Below are 22,353 nucleotides of genomic sequence, written 5' to 3'. Positions count from 1 at the left end.
CAATGTTTGTCCAGCTATCTGGTGAAACGTGTTGTCCTGCAGATCTATGTCAACGGCCCGCGGTATCGAACTCGATGCCGAGCTCGAGTCCCAGCTCGTGGAGCGACTCCAGCTGATCGCGGTAGTGCGTGCCCGAGGTCGCAGCGACGGATGCGCTGGCGATCGTGGCTCCGGCCTCGCGCCGACGTTCGAGTGCTCGGATCGTCCGCTCGCGTGCGCCCAGCGGGTCGAGGGGTGCACCCGCGCCCAGAACGAGATCGAAATGCTCTGGAATGTCGACCTTTTCGAGCATGCCACGGAGCTCGTCGACGCTCAGCCCGAACGGTGCCCAGCCGTCGCCGTGCGTGATGGCGCGGCGCAGCGACCGCATCGTGCGGCCGCCGATCCACAGCGGCACCCGGTCCTGCACGGCGTGCGGTTCGACCAGTAAACCCTCGAAGTCGTAGTAGGCGCCGTGGTACTCGGGCTCGCTGCGCGAGAGCGAGGCGCGCAATGCGGCCAGGGCGTCGTCGGCGCGAGCGCCGCGGTCCTCGAAAGGCGCGTCCAGCAGATCGAACTCTTCCTTCAGCGTTCCCACGCCCAGGCCGAGGATCAGCCGGCCGCCGCTCACGACGTCGAGGGTGCCGTAGCGCTTGGCGATCTCGAGCGGGTGGTGGTAGCCGAGCACGAGTACCTGGGTGGCGAGCCGGATCGAGGTGGTCCGCGCCGCAAGGTAGCCCAGCGTCGCGAGCGGGTCCCAGTACGTGCCGCCGCGGGCGCGGGCCACCTCCACCGGGACCGCGACGTGTTCGCTGCAAGTCAGGTGGTGGTAGCCGAGCCTGTCGGCGGTTTCCGCGATCAGCGCGAGGTCTTCGATCCGGGCGTCGCGCTCCCACGCGGAGTGGGCGTCGGGGTGCAGGACCACGACTGGGGAGACGATTCCGATGTGCATCCCTACAGCTCCGTTGCTGGTCGGCCGGTGTCGCTTCGTTCTACCGGAGTGGGTGAGGCAGTACCCCCGATTTTCCGGTCACCGGGAGTCTGATCGGTTCAGACGGCGCCGCGAGCGCGGGCAGGTCATGATGGCAATGTCCGATTCGGACAAACGGTCGACCAAGAAAAGGTCCCGCCCAGCGGGACTTTCCTGCTAGCCTGTCAGAATTGATTTCAGTTTTGAGTCAGATTGCCTCTCTGGCCAGGGGCTCGAGATGTTGCTTGGAGGTGTCGATGACTGTCGTCGATTCCGGTGAGTCGGTCACTACCCCGGCCCCGCGCCGGGAGCTGCCGCCTTCCATGGTCGAACGAATGACCCTGATTCTCGATGCGTTCGACGGTCGAGCATCGCGGCTCACGCTCGAGGAAGTGGCGTGCCGTACGCAGTTGCCGCGATCGACGGTGCACCGGATTCTCGATCAGTTGGTGCGGTTGAACTGGGTGGAACACGCTTCGTTCGGATACTGCCTCGGGCGCCGCGCGCTCGGTCTCGGTGGTGGGGACGGTGGGCACAGCGAGATCCGTGCCGCGGCCGCCCCCCTGCTGCACGAACTGCACATGCAGACCGGCATGGTCGTGCACCTCGCGGTGCTGGACGGGAACGAGAGCGTCTACCTCGACAAGGTCGGCGGGCGTTTCGCATCGACGCTGCCGTCGCGGGTCGGTGGCCGCGGTCCCGCCTACTCGACGGCCGGCGGCAAGTCGATGCTCGCGTGGCTCGATCCGGAGCGGGTCGACAGCCTGTACGACGCGCGCCTCGGCCGCTGCACCGACCGGACCATCACGGACGTCGCCACACTCCACCAGGAGCTCAACCGGATCCGGCAGCGTCGTGGTCTGGCCTTCGAGCGCGGCGAATCGGTGCGCGGCGTGGCCTGCGTCGGCGTCGCGGTTCGCGGCTACGACGGCCCGGTCGCCGGCATCTCGCTGTGCGGGGATGCGCGGACCGCTCAACTCGAGCGCGTCGCGCCCCTCGTGGTCGATGCCGCACGTGAGGTGTCGCGCACGCTGTACCCCGACATGGGCACTCCGCGGCGCGCCCGCCGGGCACCCGAACCGCCCGTCAACACCTGGTCCGCCGACGCGATGGACCGACTGCTGTCCATCCAGAGCGGGCAGTGGATCTGACGGGTAGCTGACCTTCGCGCGGAACCCGACGGGAACCGGCGGCACACTTTCTTCGCGGAGGTGTGCCGCCGGTTCCCGTTGGGCACCGACGCGCCGGGATCAGGAGCCCGCGGCCACCAGTTCGGGGGCCGCGATGCCGAACTGGCCGCGGAAGAACACCATCGGGCGCTCCTCGCACACGGCGTCGAGCTCGAGCACGCGGCCGATGATGATGTCGTGGTCGCCGGCGGTGTGTACCTCGTGCACCTCCGCGTGGACTCGCATCAGCACGTCCGGCAGCGACGGGGTGTTCCAGCGGGACAGCTCCCAGTCCAGGTCCTCGTACTTGCGGCCCTTGCTCGAGCCGAACCGGGCGCACAGCTCCGTCTGGTCCTCGTGGAGGACGTTGACGCAGAAGCGTCCGGTCTCGCGGATGCGGGGCCAGGCCCGGCCGCGGTGATCCGCGCAGATCAGGATCAGCGGCGGCTCCAGCGACACCGACGCGAACGACTGGCACGCGAACCCGACGGGGCCCTCGTCGTCCACGCCCGTCACGACGGTCACGCCGGTCGCGAACTGACCCATGACGCGGCGCATGTCGGCCGGAGTCGGCTCGGCTCCCACCGGGTTCTCCTGTGCAATCGCCTCTGTGGGCATGGGGCCACCTCCGATTCGGGAAACTGCTCGGCGTCAGTGCGCCGAAGTCGATGTTTGCGAGCGTATGGCTGCATGTCGGCAGCCCTGAATTGCTGTCTCGATCAGCGGAACCGACCTCGGCGGTGTGGCCTGCGCCACCCGATGGTCTCGCTGATCGGGATGCGATATGGATCTACGACGCGTCGACTGGCACCCTGCTGCCCTGATGGGCTGTGACCCGAATGACATTTTGCGACGGATAGAGGCGGACGATGACTACTGAGCTGAGTTACGAGGACACCCTGCGGGAACTGCAGACCGATCAGGGCGTGCTCCGTTACCACCAGGCCGGCGACGGTCCGCCCCTGCTGCTGCTGCACGGCTCCGGCCCCGGTGTCACGGGCTGGCGCAACTACCGCGGCGTCCTCGCGGACTTCGCGAAGCACTTCACCTGCTACGTGCTCGAGTTCCCCGGCTTCGGCGTTTCCGATCCGTGTGACGGCCACCCGATGGTCGAGGCCGTCAATGCGGTCCCCGTCTTCCTCGAGGGTCTGGGTCTGGGCCCGGTCGACATCATCGGCAACTCGATGGGCGGTGTCGTCGGCGCCCGCATCGCGATCGCGCGCCCCGAGCTCGTCAACAAGTTCGTCTCGATCGGTGGCATGGGCAAGAACGTGCTGTCGTCCTCGCCGGGCGAGGGCATCAAGCTGCTCATGGAGTTCACCGACAACCCGACCCGCGAGAGCCTGGTCCGCTGGCTGCACTCGATGGTCTACAACCCCGCGATCGTGACCGAGCAGCTCATCGAGGAGCGCTGGGCGCTCGCGACCGAGCCCAAGACGCTCGAGATCGCCCGCCGCATGTACAGCAGCAAGGCGTTCGCCGCGATGGCCGCCGCCAACGCGCAGGCAAACGGCACCCCGTACTGGGCTCAGTTCGGCAAGATCAAGGCCCCCACCCTGCTCACCTGGGGCCGTGACGACCGCGTCAGCCCCGTCGACCTCGGCCTGCTGCCGATGCGCGACATCCCCAACGCCGAGTTCCACGTGTTCCCGAACTGCGGTCACTGGACGATGATCGAGGCCCGCGACGCGTGGGTCGCGTCCGTCCTGTCCTTCCTCCTGCGCGACCAGAAGTGATGTGCCGAGCAAAATGACTGAAAACCACAATTTCGACACCGTCGTCGACTTCCTCATCGTCGGCAGCGGCGGCGGCGGCATGGCCGCCGGCATCACTGCCGCGGACCGCGGCCTGTCGGCGCTGATCATCGACAAGGGCAAGACGTACGGCGGTTCCACCGCAATCTCCGGCGGCGGCATCTGGATCCCGAACGCGCCTGCGCTGGTGCGCAAGGGCGCCGGCGACTCCCGCGAGTCGGTCCGCCGCTACCTCGACAAGGTCGTCGACGGCAAGGCATCGGCCGAGCGTCTCGACGCGTACGTCGACAACGGCCCGCCGATGATGGAACTGCTCGAGCGCAGCCCCCACATCGAGTTCTACTGGGTCAAGGGCTACTCCGACTACCACCCGGAGGAGGAGGGCGGACGTCCCCTCGGCCGCACCACCGAGTGCACGCCGTTCGACACCCGCGTGCTCGGCGAGGACGAGAAGTACCAGCGTCCCAACAGCCTCAAGGGCCCGCTGGGTCTGTGGATCACCTCGAAGGACTACCGCGACCTCGCGATGGTCAAGCGCACGTGGCGCGGACGCCGGGCGTCGCTCGTCGCCGCGTGGCGCGTGTCGTCGAACGTCATCCGTCGCCGCCACATGGCGACCGGTGGTCGCGCGCTCGTCGCCCGCATGCGCATGGCGCTCAAGGACGCCGGTGTTCCGCTGTGGCTGAAGACGTCGATGACGGAACTGATCGTCGACTCCAAGGGTGCCGTCGTCGGTATCGTCGCGGAGAAGGACGGCAAGACCGTGCGCATCGGCGCCCGCAAGGGTGTCCTGCTCGCCAGCGGTGGCTTCGACCACAACAACGAGATGCGCGCGCAGTACCTGCCCGAGAACGGCGTCCCGAACATCAGCGCCGGTGCGCGCGAGAACGTCGGTGACGGCATCCTCGCGGGCCAGAAGCTCGGTGCGGCCGTCGACCTCATGGACGACGCGTGGTGGATGCCGTCGGTCATGCACCCGATGGGTGCGGTGATCCCACTGGTGTCCGAGCGGTCCATCCCGCCGGCCGTCATCGTCAACCAGGACGGCAAGCGCTTCACCAACGAGTCGTCGCCGTACGTGAACTTCGTGCACGACCAGCTCGACGGTGGGCACGTCCCGGCGTACTTCATCATGGACAGCAAGGCTCGTTCGCGGTACCCGTTCGCGCAGGTCCTCCCGGGTGCTCCGTTCCCGCAGGGCTTCTACGACAAGGGCATCGTGCACAAGGCGAACTCGCTGAGCGAGCTGGCCGAGAAGGTCGGCATCCCGGCGCCGAACCTGCTCGAGACCGTCGACCGGTTCAACGGCTACGCCCGCACCGGCAAGGACGAGGAGTTCGGCCGCGGCGACAGTGCCTACGACCAGTACTACGGCGATCCGACGATGAAGAACGCGGCCATGGACGAGATCGTCAAGGGCCCCTTCTACGCCGTCCGCATCGAGGCCGGCGACCTGGGCACCAAGGGTGGTCTGGTCACCGACGCCGAGGCGCGCGTCCTGCGTGAGGACGGTTCGGTCATCAACGGCCTGTACGCGACGGGCAACACGTCCGCATCGGTGATGGGCAACGAGTACGCCGGCGCCGGCGCCACCATCGGCCCGTCGATGGTGTTCGGTTACGTGGCTGCGAACCACGTCGCGGACAGCGACGTGAAGCGCGTCGACGGACCCGGGACGAAGTAGTCCGAAAGTCCCCCCGAAACGCTCACTCAGCGGGACTGGGAAACCGGCTCTGACGTGGCCGAATTCCAGTCCCGCTGAGCGGGAGATGTTTTGTCCTCCCAGGGCGATTCCTGGGACCGTTCCAACCACACGATCAGCGCAATCGAATAGCGTTGGTCTCCGATCCGCACCAGGAGGGCGCCATGTTCGCAGGCACCATCCGGCACACCGGTGCGGGCAACCAGACACCTCCCTCGACCTCCACGTCGACGGTGTCCGTCCCAGCTTCCTCGAGCATGCCGCCGCGCATGCCAGGCCTCACGGCGCCTCCGAGCTCTCATCGAGTCCGGGCGCCCGAGCTTGCCGGAGGACAGGAAGACCAATTGCTCTAGTTCGCAGTAGGTCTGGCCGCTAAGAATTGACCCGCGTCGCCGTGGGATCGCAGAGAGAGAGCTGATAGCAATGGGTCAGGTTTTGGACAACATCATGCAGTTCGCGGACGAGATCCGCGAGGGCGGCATCGAGGGCGAGAAGCTCATGCGCCTGTCGGACGGCAACGCGAAGCGTGTTCGCGACGCCGGCGTCATCCGGATGCTGCAGCCGAAGGAGTTCGGCGGCCTCGAGTCCCACCCCCGCGAGTTCGCCGAGACGGCCATGGCTCTCGGTGCCGTCGACGGCTCCACCGGCTGGGTTTCCGGCATCGTCGGCGTCCACCCGTGGGAGATGGCTTTCTTCGATCCCAAGGCGCAGCACGAGGTCTGGGGCGAGGACATCAACACCTGGATCGCGTCGCCGTACGCGCCCATGGGTGTCGCAGTGCCGGTCGACGGCGGCTACATCCTGAACGGCCGCTGGTCGTTCTCCACCGGTAACGACCACAGCGAGTGGGTCATGATCGGTGCTCTCGTCGGTGACCAGAAGGGTGTGCCGACCGGCAAGATCCTGCACGTGCTGGTTCCCAAGGCGGACTACACCGTCGACCACGAGAGCTGGAACGTCGTCGGCCTGCGCGGCACCGGTTCGAAGGACTTCACCGTCAAGGACGCCTTCATCCCCGAGTACCGCACGATCGACGCCGAGATCGTCCTCAGCGGCAACGGTGCCAAGCACGCCGGACGCGACGAGACGCTGTACAAGTTCCCGTTCTCCTGCATCTTCCCGCTCGGCATCTCCTCGTCGCTGATCGGTATGGCCGAGGGCGGTCTCGCTCTGTACATCAACATGCAGAAGGAGCGCGTCGCGGTCACCGGCGTCCCGATCAAGGAGGACCCGTACGTCCTCTACGCCGTCGGTCAGGCTGCCGACGAGATCAACGCGTCGCGCGTCGCGATCCTCGAGACCGTCGACCGCTTCTGGGACAAGACGGAGAAGGGCCAGGAGGTCACCTTCGAGGAGCGCGCCATCGGCCGCCGCACCCAGACCAACGCCGCGTGGCGTGCAGTGAGCGCGCTGGACGAGATCTTCGCCCGCGCCGGTGGCGGCGCCATGAAGGTGACGCTGCCGCTGCAGCGCTTCTGGCGTGACGCGCATGTCGGCCTGACGCACGCGATCCACGTGCCCGGCTCGATCAACCACTCGTCGGCGCTGACGCAGCTCGGTGGGGAGCCGCAGGGCGTCCACCGCTCGATGATCTAGTTCGAACCCACCTGTATCACCCACTCAGGGACGGATTGATATGACGGAAATTCGGGGTCTCGGTTACCTCAGGATCCAGACTCAGGACATCGCCCGCTGGCGCGAGCTGCTCGTCGACGGCCTCGGTATGGCGATCGGCACCGGGCCCGAGGCCGACGGCCTCTACCTGCGGGTCGACGAGCGCCGTTCGCGCTTGGCGGTTCTGCCGGGCGAGTCCGACAAGGCTCTCGCAGTGGGCTGGGAGGTGCGTGACGAGTTCGCTCTGCAGCGCGTCCAGGAAGCTGTCGAGAAGTCGGGCATCGAGGTCGAGGTTCTCTCGCACGAGGAGTCGACCTACCGCGACGCCGAGAAGGTCATCGCGTTCGACGACCCGGCCGGCACCCGCGTCGAGGTCTTCTTCGGACCGGTTCTCGACCACAGTCCGGTCGTCACGCCGCACGGCGGTCGCTGGATCACCGGCACGCAGGGCCTCGGCCACGTCGTGCTGCCGACCGCGAAGTTCGCGGAGTCGTACGCCTTCTACACCGAGGTGCTCGGCTTCCTGCCGCGCGGCGCCATCCGGCTCGCGGACGGCAAGTCGCGCGTCCGCTTCCTCGGCGTCAACGAGCGTCACCACAGCCTCGCGCTGTGCCCGGCGCCGCCGACCGACGAGCCCGGTCTGGTCCACCTGATGACGGAGGTCGACACCCTCGACGCCGTCGGCCAGGCACTGGACCGCGTCGCGAAGGACGGCTTCACGATCTCCTCGACGCTGGGTCGCCACACGAACGACAAGATGATCTCGTTCTACGTGCGTGCACCCGGCGGCTGGGACCTCGAGTTCGGTACCGAGGGTATGCCGGTCGACGAGACCTACTACACCGCCGAGGAAATCACGGCGGACAGCTACTGGGGCCACGACTGGTCGGCCTCGGAGCCGCTGAAGGCGTTCATCCCGAAGGCGTGATCGCTCGGTAAGTGATGCTCTACGAGTAAGGGCCCCACACGGATTCGTCCGTGTGGGGCCCTACTTTTCGTTGTGTCGTCAGGCCGGCAGATCCAGTGACCGCGCGAGGGTCGGCCACGCCTTGGGTAGCCGGTCACGCCAATACGACCAGCCGTGGATCCCGACAGCCTCGTAGTCGAAGGTCGCGGGGATGTTCAGTTCGTCGAGCCGCGCGTCGAGGATACGGGTGCAGCCGTTCACCATGATCTCCATCGGGCCGCCGATGAACACCCGGTCGAACCAGTCGGACGCCGCCGGATCCTCGTACTCACCGGGCACCCCCGACGCTACCGATACGTAGATGTCCATGCCGCGCAGTGCCTCTGCGTTCCGGACACTGTCGTGAGCGGCCCACTCGGGTCCGCCGACCTCACCCCACAGGTTCGCGATGTCGCCGCCGCGCGACGAGACCGTCGACTGCACGCTGAGTCGTCCCAGGTCGTCGACCGTCGAGTAGCATCCGCTGAACACCGCGATCCCGCGGTACATGCCGGGATTGCGGTGCGCGAGCATCATCGCGCCCTGCGAGCCCATCGAGATGCCGAGCAGCGACTTGACGCCGTTGGTGTTCAGACGGGAATCGAGCAGGGTGGGCAGTTCCTCGGTGATGAAGGTTTCCCACTTGTGCAGCCCGACGGCGGGGTCGGCCCGGTCCCAGTCGGTGTACAGGCCCGAAACGCCACCATTGATCATGACGACGTTGACGTTCTTGTCGGCGAAGAATGCCGGCGCACCGCCGATCGTGCCCCAGCCGCTCATGTCCTCGCGCGCATCGACACCCTCGAGTGCATAGATCGACGGACGCGGCACCGAATTATCCTTCGGCAGGAGTACTTCCACACCGACCTCGCGACGCAGCGCCGGTGAGGCGACGGTGAAGCGCACGAGCTGATCGGTCTTGTGCTCCTCGCCGGTGATCGCCGCAGTGGTGATGTCGTCGCGCAGCGGGGGCAGCGACGGATGCTCGTTCTGCAGGGGGCCGGGGATCACCGACCCGGCGGTGACGCTGCCGTTGTCGGAGCTGGCGGCAGCGCTGCCGCTCGACCCACCGGCGGCACTGCCGAGGCTGCCGGTACTCCCGGCGCTGCCGGGTGCGGCCACTGCCTGGCCGGCCAACGGCACCGTCACCAGTGCGGCGAGCGAGACGCCGAGCACGGCGTGCCGAAGTCGACGGCGTGTGGCTGCACGCCGAGGCTCGGAAACCAACATTGCGGAAACCCCCAAATCGTCACGGACCGAGGGTCGAAGGTACTCCGATCCTCGGACAGATATCGCCTGGTCGGTGAAAGACGTTTCGCCCGGTCCGTCCCCGGCCTAGACTCCGTCGGCATGGCGGACGTCCGGGTAGGCATCTCGGGATGGGTGTATCCGGGATGGCGAGGCGGCTTCTATCCGAAGGGTCTGGTGCACCGCGAGGAACTGGCGTATGCCGCGACGCATCTCACGTCGATCGAGATCAACGGGTCGTTCTATGCGTTGCAGAAGCCGTCGAGCTTCGCGAAGTGGTACGACGAGACGCCCGACGGTTTCGTCTTCGCGGTCAAGGGCGGCCGCTACGTTACGCATGTGCGCCGGTTGCGGGACGTCGAAGTCCCGCTCGCCAACTTCTTCGCCGCGGGTGTGCTCGCGCTGCGCGGGAAGCTCGGGCCGATCCTGTGGCAGTTGCCGCCGAACATGCAGTTCGATGCGGCGGTGATGGAGGAGTTCTTGAGCCTGCTGCCGCGGACGACGACGGCGGCCTGCGCCCTCGCCGCTCGCCGCGACGACAAACTCTCCGACGACCGGGTCCTCGACACGACGGATGCCGACCGCCCGATCCGGCACGCGCTCGAGGTTCGGCACGAGAGTTTCGCAGTACCCGAGATGGTCTCGATCGCCCGCGATCACGGCGTCGCGATGGTGCTCGCCGACACCGCCGGCCGGTACCCCAGAATCGACGAGGACACCGCTGATTTCGCGTACGCCCGGCTGCACGGCGACGCTGAGCTGTACGCGAGCGGCTACACCGACGACGCCCTCGACCGGTGGGCGGAGAAGGTCCGCGGGTGGACCGCCGCCGGGCGGGACGCATTCGTGTACTTCGACAACGACGTCAAGGGCTACGCGCCGTTCGATGCCATGGCGCTGCTGGGAAGGCTCGACTGATCCGGTCAGGCCCGCTCCAGGCACGCGCGGGCGTCGGCCACCGCAGACGAATCCTCCGCATACGACTCGGTGGCGTAGGGCGGCCACGCGGTCCACTGTCTGGCCGATCGATCCAGTGACTCGAAACTCACTGTGTCAGTGTCGATGTCGAACGATTCCGCCGGTTGCGGCCCTGTCGCCACGCCCCAGGTTCCACGGTGTTCCGTGCCGTCGGGGGCGGTGAAACTCATCGCCACTGCGTAGTACGCGCCGACGTCGCGGTAGTGGCGCGCGCTCAGGTCCCGCTCGATCCACGGTGCGCGCACGGCCACCGCGGCACGTGGCTTCACGGGCCCGTCGGTGGGCAGGCTCGCGATTCGCGCACTGACGGCGGGCTCGACATCCAGGCAGCGGTGGGTCTCGTCGGCGGTGTTCCAGATCGCCGCGACGAGTGCCGTCGTCGCGGTCAGTGCGAAGACGAGTGTCAGCGCCGCACGGAGCGGCAGTCGCTTTCGAGCCGCCATCCCTCACTCCCCCCGCCGCTTCTCGGTACGACCGAACGTACATCTGATCCGCCAGGACTTCGTCAACGCGCGGCGTGTACGCACGCGATTACCCGGAATCGGGCGTGCTGCCTGCTAAAAACGACCCGACGATCTTGGACAAACGTTCAACGACAGGCAGGATTCGACGATGAAACTCACCGGGTCGATAGGTGCCGCGCTCGGCGCGCTCGCCGTGACCGTGTCCCTCGGGGCAACCCCCGCCGCGGCGGCGCCGAATCCGCCTCTACCCGGACCGATTCCTTTGGCGGACACCTGGTATCAGGAGCCCGGCAACGTGGCCGACTACGCCCCCGGCGACGTCATTCGCGCGCGAGCGGCCGAGGTGCGTTACCCGGCGAACACGGCGTGGCCCGTTGTGACCGCCACGCAGTTGCTGGTGCGCAGTTCCGACGCGCACGGCGCTCCCGAGTCGACCGCGGCCACGGTCGTCGTCCCGAACCGGCCCTGGACCGGGCCGGGGGAGCGGCCGTTGCTGTCGCTGCAGGTGCCCACGGATTCGCTGGGGCTGCAGTGCAACCCGTCGGTCGAGCTGACGCAGGGCGCCGACTCCGACCTGGCGCTCGTGGCACCCATGCTCGCGCTCGGGTACGCCGTGGTCGCCACCGACTACGAGGGTCCCGAGATGGCCTGGATCGCCGGCTACCAGGCGGGTCATGCTGTGCTCGACGGCATCCGCGGCGCCCAGCGTCACGCGCCGCTCGGGCTGTCGAAGTCGCCGGTCGTCATGTACGGCTACTCCGGTGGCGGCCAGGCGACGGCGTGGGCGGCGCAGCTCAAGGCGTCGTATGCGCCCGAGCTGAACGTCCTCGGCGCGGCCGAGGGCGGCGTCCCCGGCAATCTCGCCGAACTCAGCGCGAGGCAGCCGGCGGCCGGGTTCACCGCGTGGGGTTCGCTGCTCGGCCTGTCCCGCGCCTACCCGGAGAAGGTGCGCCCGCAGGACTACCTGAACGCCGACGGCATCGCCTTCGCCACAGGACTGACCAACCAGTGCCTCCCCGATCTGCTGAAGAACACCAACAACGTCAGCCTGGACCAGTACTCCACCGTCGGCAACATCCCCGACGTTCCCAGTGTGCGAGAGGTGTTCGAGATCAATTCGCTCGGCCGTACCGCCGACACTCCGGACATGCCGCTGTACGTCTTCCACGACAGCAAGGACACGCTGATCCCGGACTGGGCGATGACCGGCGTCGTCCAGGAGTACTGCGACCGCGGCGTCGACGTCCAGTTCGTTTCCGGTCCCGGTGTGGATCACGTCGGCTTCGCGCTGCTGGGAATCCCCGGTGCCTACAAGTGGCTCGACGACCGCGTCATGGGCCGTCCGACCACGCCCAACTGCGGTGCGCCCGTCGTGCCCGGTCTCTCCTGATCTCGTTCACCGGTCGAAGGGCGGTCCGACCATGTCGGGCCGCCCTTCGTGGTTCCCGCTCACGTGTGGTTGCGGACCTTCCCCACGACCCGGGTGAACACGTCCTCGAACTCGGAGCGAAACTCCTTGCCGTGGTAGGCGAGAACCATCGCCGTGTAACCGTTGACGGCGGCGTATCCCAGCAGAACCTCTTTGTCGGCCCACTTCGGGTTGTCGGAGTGGGTGACCTCGGAGACGACGACGGCGTTCTCCGACGTGAGCGCGGGCGGGAGGTCGAGGCGTTCGGTGCGGACCGTGCGGCCGAAGGTGGCGGGGTCGTCGTAAGTGACCGTGTAGGTCGAGCAGGCTCCGGTGTGGGCGTTCGCCATTCGCTGCACATCCAGGTCGGTCTCGCTGACCAGCATGATGTAGCCGCGGTCGTCCCCGAGTAGTGCGCCGGCGGCGGAGCCGTTCTCGATCAACCCGATTCGCGCCGCGTCCGAGTAGTTGTTCTCGGCCTCGCATCCGGGCGGATCGAACGTCGGCGTCGTCTCCAGCCCGGTGCCGGTGCTCGGGGCGTCGAGCTTGAGGCTGAGCACCATCTCCTCCTCGCCGGGCAGCGGTTCGGTCACCGCCCCCACGGGGAGTTCCGACGCGCCCGGTAGCAGGCTCGCACGAAAGGCGGCCGGATCGGTCGGGGGCGCAGATTCCGCGGACCCGCACGCTACGACGCTCAGCAATCCGACGATCCCCACCACGACAAGCCGATACCTCGACATGTTCCCTCCCCGTTGCGCATCGGGGTTCCGGCCCCTGTGCAGACGGTATCGGGCAAATCGGTCGATCGTTACGTTGATCCTGAAGGATTCCTCTCGCCTAGCGAGAGGAATCCTTCAGGATCGCCCGGTGTCGTTATGCTGTATCGGTGCGCAGCCGGGTCAGACGCATCGCGCTGATCTGCCAGTCGTCGCCGGTCTTGCGGTACTCCTCGACGTAGTGGCCGTAGCCGTGCAGGCTGCCGAGCCCGGGCACGGCGCCGTCCGGCCACCACAGCTTGTCCTCCATCGCCCAGATGCCGGTCGCGGTGGTCGCCGAGGTGAGGGTGATCTCGGGCGTGTGTCCGTGGTGGACCGTTTGGACCTGCTCGATGCTCGCCCGCAGGAACGGCATGTACTCGGCCACCGAACTCGTCACGCCGCCACCGGTTTCGGTCATGTCGATCGAGACGTCGGGGGTGAAGACGGCGGCGAGGCCGTCCCAGTCCTTGTTGTCCATCAGCCGGAAGTAGCGGGCCTTGAGGTGCTTGACGGCTTCGATGTCGGCGGCCGCAGTGCGCGGGTTCACCGGCGACGACCCGGCGTCCCAGTGTCCGGGACCCACCCCGAGCACCTCGATCTCGCCCTGGGTTCCGTGCATGTGCTTGGTGCGGTGGCTCATTCGCCACGCTCCGTCGGTGAGCCGCCACTCGTCGTGGTAGTCGCCGAGCGTGGAGAAGCTCAGCCCCCGCTGGTCGCCGACCCCGAGGTGCAGGTCGGACACGTACGTGCGACTGGTCGCGGTGCCGGCCGCGAGGTCGACGTCGATCAGCATGTTGCCCAACAGGTGCTGGGTGGGTCCGCAGTCGTCGAGGAACGAGCGGATCGCGGCCTCCACCTCGCCCGGCCCGTGCAGGGTTCCGGTGCCCAGTTCGGCGGTTGCGTCGGGCAGCATCACTTCGTGCAGCACCGGCCAGTCCCGTTCGTCCATCGCGCGTGCGAACCGGGTGACACCGCGGGCAATCTCCCGTTCGGCCAGCAGAATCTCGAGAGTCATCGACGTTCCTTCCGGGCTGAGGTGCGAATACAGCTGTGGCTGCGACCTTTCGGTCGCAGCCACAGCTGTATTCTGTCTGGAATTCTACGAGCGGTTCAGCAGCTTGCGCATCGCCTCGGCCGCACCCTTGACCATCTTGTCGCGGGGGAAGCCACTGCGCTTCTCGGCGGCCGCGTAGTTGCCGCCGGCAACCCACACGGGGCCGTCGGTGAGGTGCTCGAGACCCTCACGCGCCGCGTCCTCGGCCTCCTGGACGATCATGCCCGGGATGTCGAAGTTGAGTCCGGCACGCACCATCGCGGGCGTGCGGGTGACGCCCAGGATCAGCTCCACCACGTGGACGTTGAACGGCTCGAGCTCGAGCCACAGGCTCTCCGCGAACACGCGGCTGAACGCCTTGGCGGACGCGTAGATGCTCTGGTGCTCGGAGCCCATGTAGCCGGCCAGCGAGCCGAGCAGCATGATGCCGCCGCGGCCACGGTCCTTCATCTTCGCGCCGAAGTGGTGGGACAGCTCGAGCTGCTTGGTGATGTTGAGGTTGATGACCCCGTTGAACCCGGCCAGATCGCCGGTGACGAACTCGTGGCCGTAGCTGTTGGCGCCGGCGTTGAAGATGAGCAGGCCCACCTCGAGGTCGTCGGTCACCTTGCGGATCTGGTCCAGGGCGTCGTCGGCCAGCAGGTCCAGCGACAGCGTGCGAACCTCGGTGCCGTTGGCACGGACCTTCTCAGCGGTCTCCTCGAGCGGACCCGGCTTGCGGGCGATCAGCACGAGGTTGAGCCCCGCCTTGCTGAGCTCGTCGGCAAACGCTGCGCCGACGCCTTCGGAGCCTCCGGCGATGACGGCCCACGGACCGTACTGGTTGGTGTCGATCATGTCGGCTTCTCTCCTAGGCAGAGCGGGCTCAGTGTTCCGCGAGCTGCGGGGTGGGGACGGGTTCCTCGTTGGTGATGGCGAGCCGGCCGTCGAGTGCGGCGACCTGGATGGCCGCACTCAGCGACTCGCATCGCATCACCGGGGCGCCGGGGCGTCCTTCCCGGCCCACCCAGTCGTGGATCTCGACGCACGCTTCCTGCGCCGTCTCGCTCCACTGGACGGCGGTGTGCTCCCAGCTGTGCTTCTGCACGAGCACACACGCCCCGCAGCGATCACACTCCAGCGGCTGCATTCTCACGCGCCTTCTGCTCGAGGTTGTCCTCGACCACGAGACGCCACGATGCGACGGCCTTGGTGGTGTCCATCTCGTGCTCGAAGCGGTCGGTCATCTCCGAGGTGACGTCGGAGCGGTCGACGTAGAACTGCTCGTACCAGCGACGCAGCTGGTAGACCGGGCCGTCCTCCTCGCACAGCAGCGGGTTCTCGATCCGGGTCTTGTTCTTCCAGATCGCGATGTCCTGCTCGAAGCCCTTGGCGATGAACTCGCCGAACTTCTGTGCCGTCGCGAGCGCGTTGTCACCGAGAGCCGGCGACTTCTTGACGATCATGCCGTACATGAGCACGAACTTGTCGGGGCTCACCGGGTAGTGGCAGTTGATGAGGATCGACTCGACGTCGTAGCCCTCGTACTCGTAGGCCAGGTCGTCGATCATGAACGACGGACCGAAGTACGACGCGTCGGAGCGGCTGCCGAGCATCTTCGGGACGCCGGCTGCGTGCGGACGCATGTCGGTGCGGGCCTCGCCGCGCATGAACTGGCTGGCGACCGGGCCCTCGAACACGTTCTTGAAGAACGTGGGGAACGAGTAGTGCACGTAGAAGAAGTGCGCCATGTCGACGATGTTGTCGACGATCTCGCGGCAGTTCGTGTCGACCTCGGTGGTGTACCAGACCCACTCGGTCCACTCGTCGCTCAGCGCACCCTCGATGCGGGGGATGTACATGTCCTCGTCGGACGGAGCCTTGCCCTCGGGGTCGTGCCAGATGAAGAGCATGCCGTCCTGGTCCAGGGTCGGCCATGCGCGAGTCTTGGCGACCGGGGGAACGCGGCGGGCGTAGGGAATGTCGGTGCAACGGCCCTTGCCGTTCCAGCGCCAGTCGTGGAACGGGCACGCCACCGAGTCGCCCTTGATCTCGCCCTGGCTGAGGTCGCCACCCATGTGGCGGCAGTAGGCGTCGAGGACCTGGATGTCGCCCTTGCTGTCGGCGAACGCAACCAGCTTGGTGCCGAAGGCGTGGACCGAATGCGGCTTGCCGTCCTTGAAGGTCTCGGACAGGCCGAGGCAGTGCCAACCACGAGCGAAACGGGTGGGGGCGTTACCTGCGACGATCTCGCGGACTTCGGTTTCATCGGACTGATTGAGCGTCACTTCGTCCGTCCTTTCAGGGAAAGCAGTTTTCGAGTTCGGACGCGCCGCGAAAGTCGAGCGCTTGCCGCTGGCGAGCATCCCATGTGCAGGATGCACAGTCGTGGCGTCGAGGGCCACGCTAGGTGACACCTATCACCCGGATTTCGGTAGTCCCACTGGGCGGGACCGTCCCGCGAGAGCGTTGCGCACGCCCCGTCGGTCGGCCGAGTCGATGCCCGGCCCGCGGCCCGCCGCCACCTCGACCTACCATGCGGGTACCCCCCTGTCCCTACATGTGACCCCGGTCGGGGTCGTGGAGGATCACCCACATGCCCAACGACGTCCTGTGTTCGGTTCGCGAACTGTTACCTGCCATCGCCGAGCGCGCGCAGACCGTCGACGACTCCCGTCGCGTGTCCGACCAGACGATCCGGGATCTGACGGCGGCCGGCGTCTTCCGGATGTTGCAGCCCGCGCGGTACGGCGGGTACGAGTCCAACCCGGTCGATTTCTACGAGGTGGTTCGCGCGATCTCGGGTGTGTGCGGCTCCACCGGGTGGGTCACGTCGGTGCTGGGGGTGCACCCGTGGCATCTGGGACTGTTCGACGTCAAGGTCCAAGACGAGGTGTGGGGGCAGGACAGCACGACGCTCGTCTCGTCGGCGTATGCGCCTGTGGGGGAACTGGTTCCGGTGGACGGCGGCTACGAACTGTCGGGTAGCTGGCGGTTCTCCTCGGGCTGTGACCACGCATCGTGGGCGTTGCTGGGCGGTCTCGTGGTGGGGGCCGAGGGGCGGCCGGTGGACTTCATGACCGTGGTGGTGCCGCGCACCGACTACCGGATCAAGGACGTCTGGGACGTGGTCGGCCTTCGCGGGACCGCGAGCAACGAGATCACCGTGGAGCGGGCGTTCGTGCCCGAGTACCGGACGATTCGTAACTACGAGGTCGCGCAACTGCGCGCGCCGGGGCACAAGGTGAACCCCGCGCCGCTGTTCAAGCTGCCGTTCGCCGCAATCTTCACGAGCACCGTCGCGGCGCCGGTGATCGGCACCGTCGCGGGGTGTTACGAGACCTATCTGACGTCGATGCGCGACCGCGTCCGACTCAGTCTCGGTGGCGGACGTTTCGCGGAGGACCAGTCCGCGCAGATCGCGGTGGCGCGGGCGTCGTCCGAGATCGACGCGGCGATCCTGCAGATGGATCGCAACATCCGCGAGTTGCTGGAGCTGGCCGAGGCCGGGCAGCCGCTGCCGATGAGCATGAGATTGCGCGCGCGGCGTGATCAGGTGCGCGGCACCGAGCGGGCCATCGATGCCATCGACGTGCTGTTCAAGACCGCCGGTGGCAACTCGCTCAACCGCGGCAACCCCATCGAACGTGCGTGGCGAGACGCGCACGCGGGCAGTGTGCACGTCGCCAACGACGCCGCCCGCGCCCTCGCGATGTACGGCCGCGGCGCGTTCGGTCTGCCGGTCGAAGACAACTTGGTCTGATCCTCGACCTGTCCCGCACACCGGGTTGTCCGGGCCTGCATGGTTGTGTCCGGCATCGATTTCGGGTTCGATATGAACTCAATTGCAGGTACCTGCGCCGGACAACGCAACTCCCACTGAACGGAAGTGCTGCGGCCGGGAGGTGTCGGCTGGGAGCATTCCAGTGTGCACGGCGCCCCGCGGTGCACGGTTTCGATGCAGAGGACGAGTAGGGGGTCGACGGTGCCGAGAGTGGCCGAGGCACGAGACGCAGCCGAGCCGAGTTCGGCGGAGCAGCGCGCGCGGTTCACCCGCATGCTCGACGCTGCCGCCCAGTTGGGCGCCGAGAAGGACCTCGAGCGCGTCCAGATGCACGAGGTTGCGAAGCTCGCGGGCGTCGCGATCGGCACCCTCTACCGCTACTTTCCATCGAAGACGCACCTGTTCGTCGCGGTGATGGTCGACCAGATCGACCAGATGGGCGAGGGTTTCGCGCGGCGGACGCAGCCGGCGGAGACGCCGCAGGACGAGATCTTCGAGACCCTGTTGCGCGCCACGCGGGCGCTGCTGCGGCAACCGCTGCTGGCGAACGCGATGATCCAGTCGACGAGCACGGCCAAGGTCACGACGATCCCCGACGTCGCGCGGGTGGATCGCCAGTTCCGGGACGTGCTGTTCGCCGCGGCCGGGCTGGATCAGGTCACGGAGAACGATTCGATCCTCGTCCGTTTACTGGTCTCGGCGTGGTTCGGGATCATCCAGTCGTGCCTCAACGGGCGGATCTCGGTTCCGGACGCCGAGGCGGACCTCCGTACGGCGTGCAGGTTGCTGCTGGCGGACCTGTCGAACGCACAGTTGCCTCCTGTTGCCGGGATGGCATAACTGAAATGAATTCTATTTCCGGCCTCGCGAGCATCTCGCGGGGCCGGAGTCGTTCGCGGAGCGCGTGCCGGGGGTGTGGCACCGGGCCCGGGCGACATGGCGTAATCCGCTGACTCTTTGAACTGAATGTGGCGCGAGGCACTGTTCCCCGAGGGTGTGGCCCACTTCCCGTGGAGCCATTGCCCTCGCCGCGAAAGTAGAATACATTCCAAAAATGAACGAGTTACAGTCCCGATGCGGGACCGACTCGTGGATTTTGCACGTACTCGCAGTTCTTCAGAGGAGCACTCCATGACCAACGTCGTGATCGTCGAGGCCGCCCGCACCCCGATCGGCCGCCGCCGCGGCCAGCTCGCGGGCCTGCATCCGACCACCCTGCTCGGTGCCGCCCAGCGCGCCGTGCTGGAGCGCACCGGTGTCGCTCCCGAGGAGATCGGTCAGATCGTCGGCGGCGTCGTGACGCAGGCCGGCGAGCAGTCCAACAACGTCGCGCGCAACGCGTGGCTGCATGCGGGCCTGCCGTACACGACGGCCGCGACGACGATCGACTGCGCGTGCGGGTCCTCGCAGCAGGCGGTGCACATGGTGGCGGGTCTGATCGCGTCGGGCCAGATCGACGCGGGCATCGCGTGCGGTGTCGAGTCGATGAGCCGCGTGTTCCTCGGCCAGGCGCTCGCCCCGGGCACCGGCATTCCGTACCCGAACGACTGGACGGTGGATCTGGGCGACCAGTTCACCTCCGCCGAGCGCATCGCGGCGAACCGCGGCATCAAGCGCGGTGACACCGACGCCTTCGGCCTCGAGTCGCAGCGCCGGGCCGCGCAGGCGTGGGCCGAGGGCCGCTTCGACCGCGAGATCGTGCCGGTCGAGGCGCCCGTCGTGACGAAGGAAGGCGAGCTCACCGGCGAGATCGCGACCGTGACCCGCGACGGCGGCCTGCGTGAGACCACCGCCGAGGGCCTGGCCGCACTCAAGCCGGTCATGGACGGTGGCATCCACACTGCCGGTTCGTCGTCGCAGATCAGCGACGGCGCCGCGGCGGTGATGCTGATGAGCGAGGACAAGGCGAAGGCACTGGGTCTGCGCCCGCGCGCCCGGATCGTCTCGTCCGGCATGGTCGGCTCCGACCCGTTCTACCACCTCGACGGACCCATCGACTCCACCCGCCACGTGCTGGCCAAGGCCGGAATGTCGCTGGGCGACATCGACATCGTCGAGATCAACGAGGCATTCGCGGCCGTCGTGCTGTCGTGGGCGCAGGTCCTCGAGGCCGACATGAGCAAGGTCAACGTCAACGGCGGCGCCATCGCGCTCGGCCACCCCGTCGGCTCCACCGGCTCGCGCCTGATCACCACGGCGCTGCACGAGCTCGAGCGCTCGGACCGCTCCACCGCGCTGATCACGATGTGCGCGGGCGGTGCGTTGTCCACCGCCACCGTCATCGAGCGCATCTGACCCTGATTCCCCAGAGCCGCATCTACTTCCGAGGATTATTCGATGACCATTGGACTGAGTGACGAAGACCGCGAACTCCGCGATTCCGTGCGTGGCTGGGCGGCGCGTCACGCGACGCCGACCGTGATCCGGGAAGCGGTCGAGGCCAAGGCCGAGACGCGCCCCGCGTACTGGGGCTCGCTCGCCGAGCTGGGCATGCTGGGCCTGCACCTGCCGGAGGAGGTCGGCGGCGCCGGCTACGGCCTGGTCGAACTCGCGATCGTCACCGAGGAGCTCGGCCGGTCGATGGTCCCCGGACCGTTTCTGCCGACCGCGGTGGTCTCGGCGGTTCTCAACGAGGCCGGCCGCACGGCCGAGCTCGAGGGCCTGGCCGACGGCACCCTGTTCGGCGCGGTCGCGCTGCAGCCCGGCGGGCTGAAGCTGGTCCGGGACGGCGGCAAGGTCACGCTGTCGGGCACGTCGAGCTTCATCCTCGGCGGCCAGGTGGGCGACGTGTTCCTGCTCGCCGCCTCCGAAGAGGACACCGACGCTGCCGATGGCAATCTCTCGTTCGTCGTGGTCGAGCGTGACCGCCTCGACGTCACCGAGCTGCCCAGCCACGACGTGGTGCGCCGCAACGCCGAGGTCGTCGTCGACGGCGTCGAGCTGGCCGACGGTGATGTGCTGGAGCTGGATTCGCAGCGCGTCCTCGACATTGCGGCGACGCTGTTCGCGGCGGAGGCGGCGGGTCTGGCGGACTGGGCGACCACCACCGCCGCCGACTACGCCCGGGTTCGTCAGCAGTTCGGCCGGGTCATCGGGCAGTTCCAGGGCGTCAAGCACAAGGCCGCCCGCATGTTCAGCCTCACCGAGCAGGCCCGCGTCACCGCGTGGGACGCCGCCCGCGCGTTGGGCGACGACGTCAGCGCCTCCGAGGCGTCCTTGGCCGCTGCGGTCGCCGGTGCGGTGGCGCTCGAGTCGGCCTTCCAGGTCACCAAGGACTGCATCCAGGTCCTCGGCGGCATCGGCTTCACCTGGGAGCACGACGCGCACCTGTACATGCGCCGCGCGCAGTCGCTGCGAATCCTGCTGGGCTCCACCGCTTCGTGGAAGCGTCGTGTCGCGCAGCTGACGATCGAGGGCGCCCGCCGAGTGCTGAGCATCGATCTGCCGCCCGAGGCGGAGCAGATCCGCGCCGACGTGCGCGCCGAGCTCGAGCCCGCGAAGGTGCTCGAGGGCGCCGAGCAGAAGGCGTACCTGGCGGAGAAGGGCTACACCTCGCCGCACCTGCCCGCACCGTGGGGCAAGAGCGCGGACGCCGTCACCCAGCTCGTGATCGCGGAGGAGCTTCGCGGCAGCGCGCTCACGCCGCACGACATGATCATCGGCAACTGGGTGATCCCCACGCTGATCGCGCACGGCAACGCCGAGCAGATCGAGCGGTTCGTCCCGCAGTCGCTGCGCGGTGACGTCGTGTGGTGCCAGCTGTTCTCGGAGCCCGGCGCGGGTTCCGACCTGGCCGGCCTGTCCACCAAGGCCACCAAGGTCGACGGCGGCTGGAAGCTCAACGGGCAGAAGGTGTGGACGTCGATGGCCCGCGAGGCGGACTGGGGCATCTGCCTGGCCCGCACCGACGCCGACGCCCCCAAGCACAAGGGCCTGTCGTACTTCCTGATCGACATCAAGAACAGCGGCCTCGACATCCGTCCGCTGCGTGAGATCACCGGCGAGGCGCTGTTCAACGAGGTGTTCCTCGACGACGTCTTCGTCCCCGACGAGTGCCTGGTCGGCGAGCCCGGCGACGGCTGGAAGCTGGCCCGCACCACCCTCGCCAACGAGCGCGTCTCGCTGTCGCACGACTCGTCTCTCGGCTCGGGTGGCGAGGCGCTGCTCGACCTCGCGGCCGAGATCCCCGGTGGCCTCGACGCCGAACAAATGACCGTTCTGGGCAAGGTGCTGTGCGACGCGCAGTCCGGCGGGCTGATGGGCCTGCGCACGACGCTGCGTTCGCTCACCGGCGCGCAGCCCGGCGCGGAGTCGTCGATCGCGAAACTGCTGGGCGTCGAACACATCCAGCAGGTGTGGGAGGTCGCGATGGACTGGGCCGGCCCGAACGCCCTGCTCGGCGAGCAGCATCGTCGTTCCGCGACACAAATGTTCCTCAACTCGCAGTGCATGTCGATCGCAGGTGGTACCACCAATGTGCAGCTCAACATCATCGGCGAGCGGATCCTTGGTCTGCCGCGCGATCCCGAACCCGGAAAGTGAGTTC

20 protein-coding genes are annotated in these 22,353 nt (G+C 67.7%); 11 read left to right on the top strand and 9 right to left on the bottom strand.

All coding sequences use genetic code 11. From position 1 onward, the window contains the following. Nucleotides 1-49 precede the first annotated feature (49 nt). Nucleotides 50-931: a TIGR03619 family F420-dependent LLM class oxidoreductase gene (locus tag C8K36_RS18300; protein WP_107985943.1), complete on the bottom strand. Its 882-nt coding sequence runs from the start codon at nucleotides 929-931 to the stop codon at nucleotides 50-52. Between the two features lie 275 nt (nucleotides 932-1,206). On the opposite strand from C8K36_RS18300, the gene C8K36_RS18295 reads away from it, so the two are divergent. Further along, the gene (locus C8K36_RS18295) at nucleotides 1,207-2,100 is read left to right on the top strand and encodes an IclR family transcriptional regulator (RefSeq protein WP_107986054.1); all 894 of its coding nucleotides are present in this window, start codon (nucleotides 1,207-1,209) and stop codon (nucleotides 2,098-2,100) included. A 99-nt stretch (nucleotides 2,101-2,199) separates the two neighbouring features. Here the strand turns inward: C8K36_RS18295 and C8K36_RS18290 are convergent, their stop codons facing one another. After that, a complete protein-coding gene (locus tag C8K36_RS18290) occupies nucleotides 2,200-2,736 on the bottom strand; it encodes a flavin reductase family protein (RefSeq protein ID WP_107985942.1) in 537 nt (178 codons plus the stop codon). A gap of 251 nt (nucleotides 2,737-2,987) precedes the next feature. On the opposite strand from C8K36_RS18290, the gene C8K36_RS18285 reads away from it, so the two are divergent. The 4 genes from C8K36_RS18285 (at nucleotide 2,988) to bphC (ending at nucleotide 8,116) form a co-directional block, all read left to right on the top strand. After that, nucleotides 2,988-3,854, top strand: a complete 867-nt coding sequence (locus C8K36_RS18285) for an alpha/beta fold hydrolase (protein ID WP_107985941.1) — start codon at nucleotides 2,988-2,990, stop codon at nucleotides 3,852-3,854. Nucleotides 3,855-3,867: 13 nt separating this feature from the next. After that, nucleotides 3,868-5,556: an FAD-binding protein gene (locus C8K36_RS18280; protein WP_107985940.1), complete on the top strand. Its 1,689-nt coding sequence runs from the start codon at nucleotides 3,868-3,870 to the stop codon at nucleotides 5,554-5,556. 441 nt (nucleotides 5,557-5,997) lie between these two features. Next, nucleotides 5,998-7,170: a hydroxylase gene (locus C8K36_RS18275; protein WP_107985939.1), complete on the top strand. Its 1,173-nt coding sequence runs from the start codon at nucleotides 5,998-6,000 to the stop codon at nucleotides 7,168-7,170. A 40-nt stretch (nucleotides 7,171-7,210) separates the two neighbouring features. Next, the gene (bphC, locus tag C8K36_RS18270) at nucleotides 7,211-8,116 is read left to right on the top strand and encodes a biphenyl-2,3-diol 1,2-dioxygenase (RefSeq protein ID WP_107985938.1); all 906 of its coding nucleotides are present in this window, start codon (nucleotides 7,211-7,213) and stop codon (nucleotides 8,114-8,116) included. 78 nt (nucleotides 8,117-8,194) lie between these two features. On the opposite strand, the gene C8K36_RS18265 is transcribed toward bphC, so the two are convergent. After that, nucleotides 8,195-9,364 carry an alpha/beta hydrolase gene (locus tag C8K36_RS18265; protein ID WP_107985937.1) on the bottom strand — a complete coding sequence of 390 codons (1,170 nt, stop codon included), beginning with the start codon at nucleotides 9,362-9,364 and terminating at the stop codon, nucleotides 8,195-8,197. A 120-nt stretch (nucleotides 9,365-9,484) separates the two neighbouring features. Between C8K36_RS18265 and C8K36_RS18260 the strand changes: the two genes are divergently transcribed. Next, a complete protein-coding gene (locus C8K36_RS18260; protein WP_107985936.1) occupies nucleotides 9,485-10,300 on the top strand; it encodes a DUF72 domain-containing protein in 816 nt (271 codons plus the stop codon). A 5-nt stretch (nucleotides 10,301-10,305) separates the two neighbouring features. On the opposite strand, the gene C8K36_RS18255 is transcribed toward C8K36_RS18260, so the two are convergent. Continuing rightward, nucleotides 10,306-10,803, bottom strand: a complete 498-nt coding sequence (locus C8K36_RS18255; RefSeq protein ID WP_107985935.1) for a hypothetical protein — start codon at nucleotides 10,801-10,803, stop codon at nucleotides 10,306-10,308. A 169-nt stretch (nucleotides 10,804-10,972) separates the two neighbouring features. Between C8K36_RS18255 and C8K36_RS18250 the strand changes: the two genes are divergently transcribed. Then, nucleotides 10,973-12,214, top strand: a complete 1,242-nt coding sequence (locus C8K36_RS18250) for a lipase family protein (RefSeq protein ID WP_107985934.1) — start codon at nucleotides 10,973-10,975, stop codon at nucleotides 12,212-12,214. A gap of 59 nt (nucleotides 12,215-12,273) precedes the next feature. Here C8K36_RS18250 and C8K36_RS18245 read toward each other — a convergent pair whose 3' ends face one another. From C8K36_RS18245 to C8K36_RS18225, 5 genes are all read right to left on the bottom strand, one after another. Next, the gene (locus C8K36_RS18245) at nucleotides 12,274-12,972 is read right to left on the bottom strand and encodes a hypothetical protein (RefSeq protein ID WP_107985933.1); all 699 of its coding nucleotides are present in this window, start codon (nucleotides 12,970-12,972) and stop codon (nucleotides 12,274-12,276) included. Nucleotides 12,973-13,105: 133 nt separating this feature from the next. Further along, nucleotides 13,106-14,005: a nuclear transport factor 2 family protein gene (locus tag C8K36_RS25485; RefSeq protein WP_107985932.1), complete on the bottom strand. Its 900-nt coding sequence runs from the start codon at nucleotides 14,003-14,005 to the stop codon at nucleotides 13,106-13,108. Between the two features lie 84 nt (nucleotides 14,006-14,089). Beyond that, nucleotides 14,090-14,881, bottom strand: coding sequence for an SDR family NAD(P)-dependent oxidoreductase (locus tag C8K36_RS18235; protein WP_107985931.1), 792 nt, complete (start codon nucleotides 14,879-14,881; stop codon nucleotides 14,090-14,092). A gap of 28 nt (nucleotides 14,882-14,909) precedes the next feature. Continuing rightward, a complete protein-coding gene (locus C8K36_RS18230) occupies nucleotides 14,910-15,173 on the bottom strand; it encodes a hypothetical protein (RefSeq protein WP_107985930.1) in 264 nt (87 codons plus the stop codon). Then, a complete protein-coding gene (locus C8K36_RS18225) occupies nucleotides 15,154-16,311 on the bottom strand; it encodes a Rieske 2Fe-2S domain-containing protein (protein ID WP_107985929.1) in 1,158 nt (385 codons plus the stop codon). The genes C8K36_RS18230 and C8K36_RS18225 overlap by 20 nt, the downstream gene beginning before the upstream one ends. Nucleotides 16,312-16,619: 308 nt before the next feature. On the opposite strand from C8K36_RS18225, the gene hsaA reads away from it, so the two are divergent. From hsaA to C8K36_RS18205, 4 genes are all read left to right on the top strand, one after another. Beyond that, a complete protein-coding gene (gene hsaA, locus C8K36_RS18220) occupies nucleotides 16,620-17,786 on the top strand; it encodes a 3-hydroxy-9,10-secoandrosta-1,3,5(10)-triene-9,17-dione monooxygenase oxygenase subunit (RefSeq protein WP_107985928.1) in 1,167 nt (388 codons plus the stop codon). Nucleotides 17,787-18,008: 222 nt separating this feature from the next. Continuing rightward, on the top strand, nucleotides 18,009-18,647 hold the full coding sequence (locus C8K36_RS18215) for a TetR family transcriptional regulator (RefSeq protein ID WP_181319626.1): 639 nt from the start codon (nucleotides 18,009-18,011) through the stop codon (nucleotides 18,645-18,647). A 291-nt stretch (nucleotides 18,648-18,938) separates the two neighbouring features. Next, entirely contained in the window at nucleotides 18,939-20,102 is a 1,164-nt protein-coding gene (locus C8K36_RS18210; protein WP_107985926.1) for a steroid 3-ketoacyl-CoA thiolase, read from the top strand. A 42-nt stretch (nucleotides 20,103-20,144) separates the two neighbouring features. Beyond that, nucleotides 20,145-22,349 (top strand): acyl-CoA dehydrogenase, encoded by a 2,205-nt coding sequence (locus C8K36_RS18205; protein ID WP_107985925.1) that lies wholly within the window; start codon nucleotides 20,145-20,147, stop codon nucleotides 22,347-22,349. Nucleotides 22,350-22,353: the final 4 nt, after the last annotated feature.

The sequence above is a fragment of the Rhodococcus sp. OK519 genome (assembly GCF_003051005.1).
In the GTDB taxonomy this organism is placed as follows: domain Bacteria; phylum Actinomycetota; class Actinomycetes; order Mycobacteriales; family Mycobacteriaceae; genus Prescottella.
The sequence above is the reverse complement of the archived record's forward strand: the minus strand, read 5'-3'. Positions and strand labels throughout refer to the sequence as shown.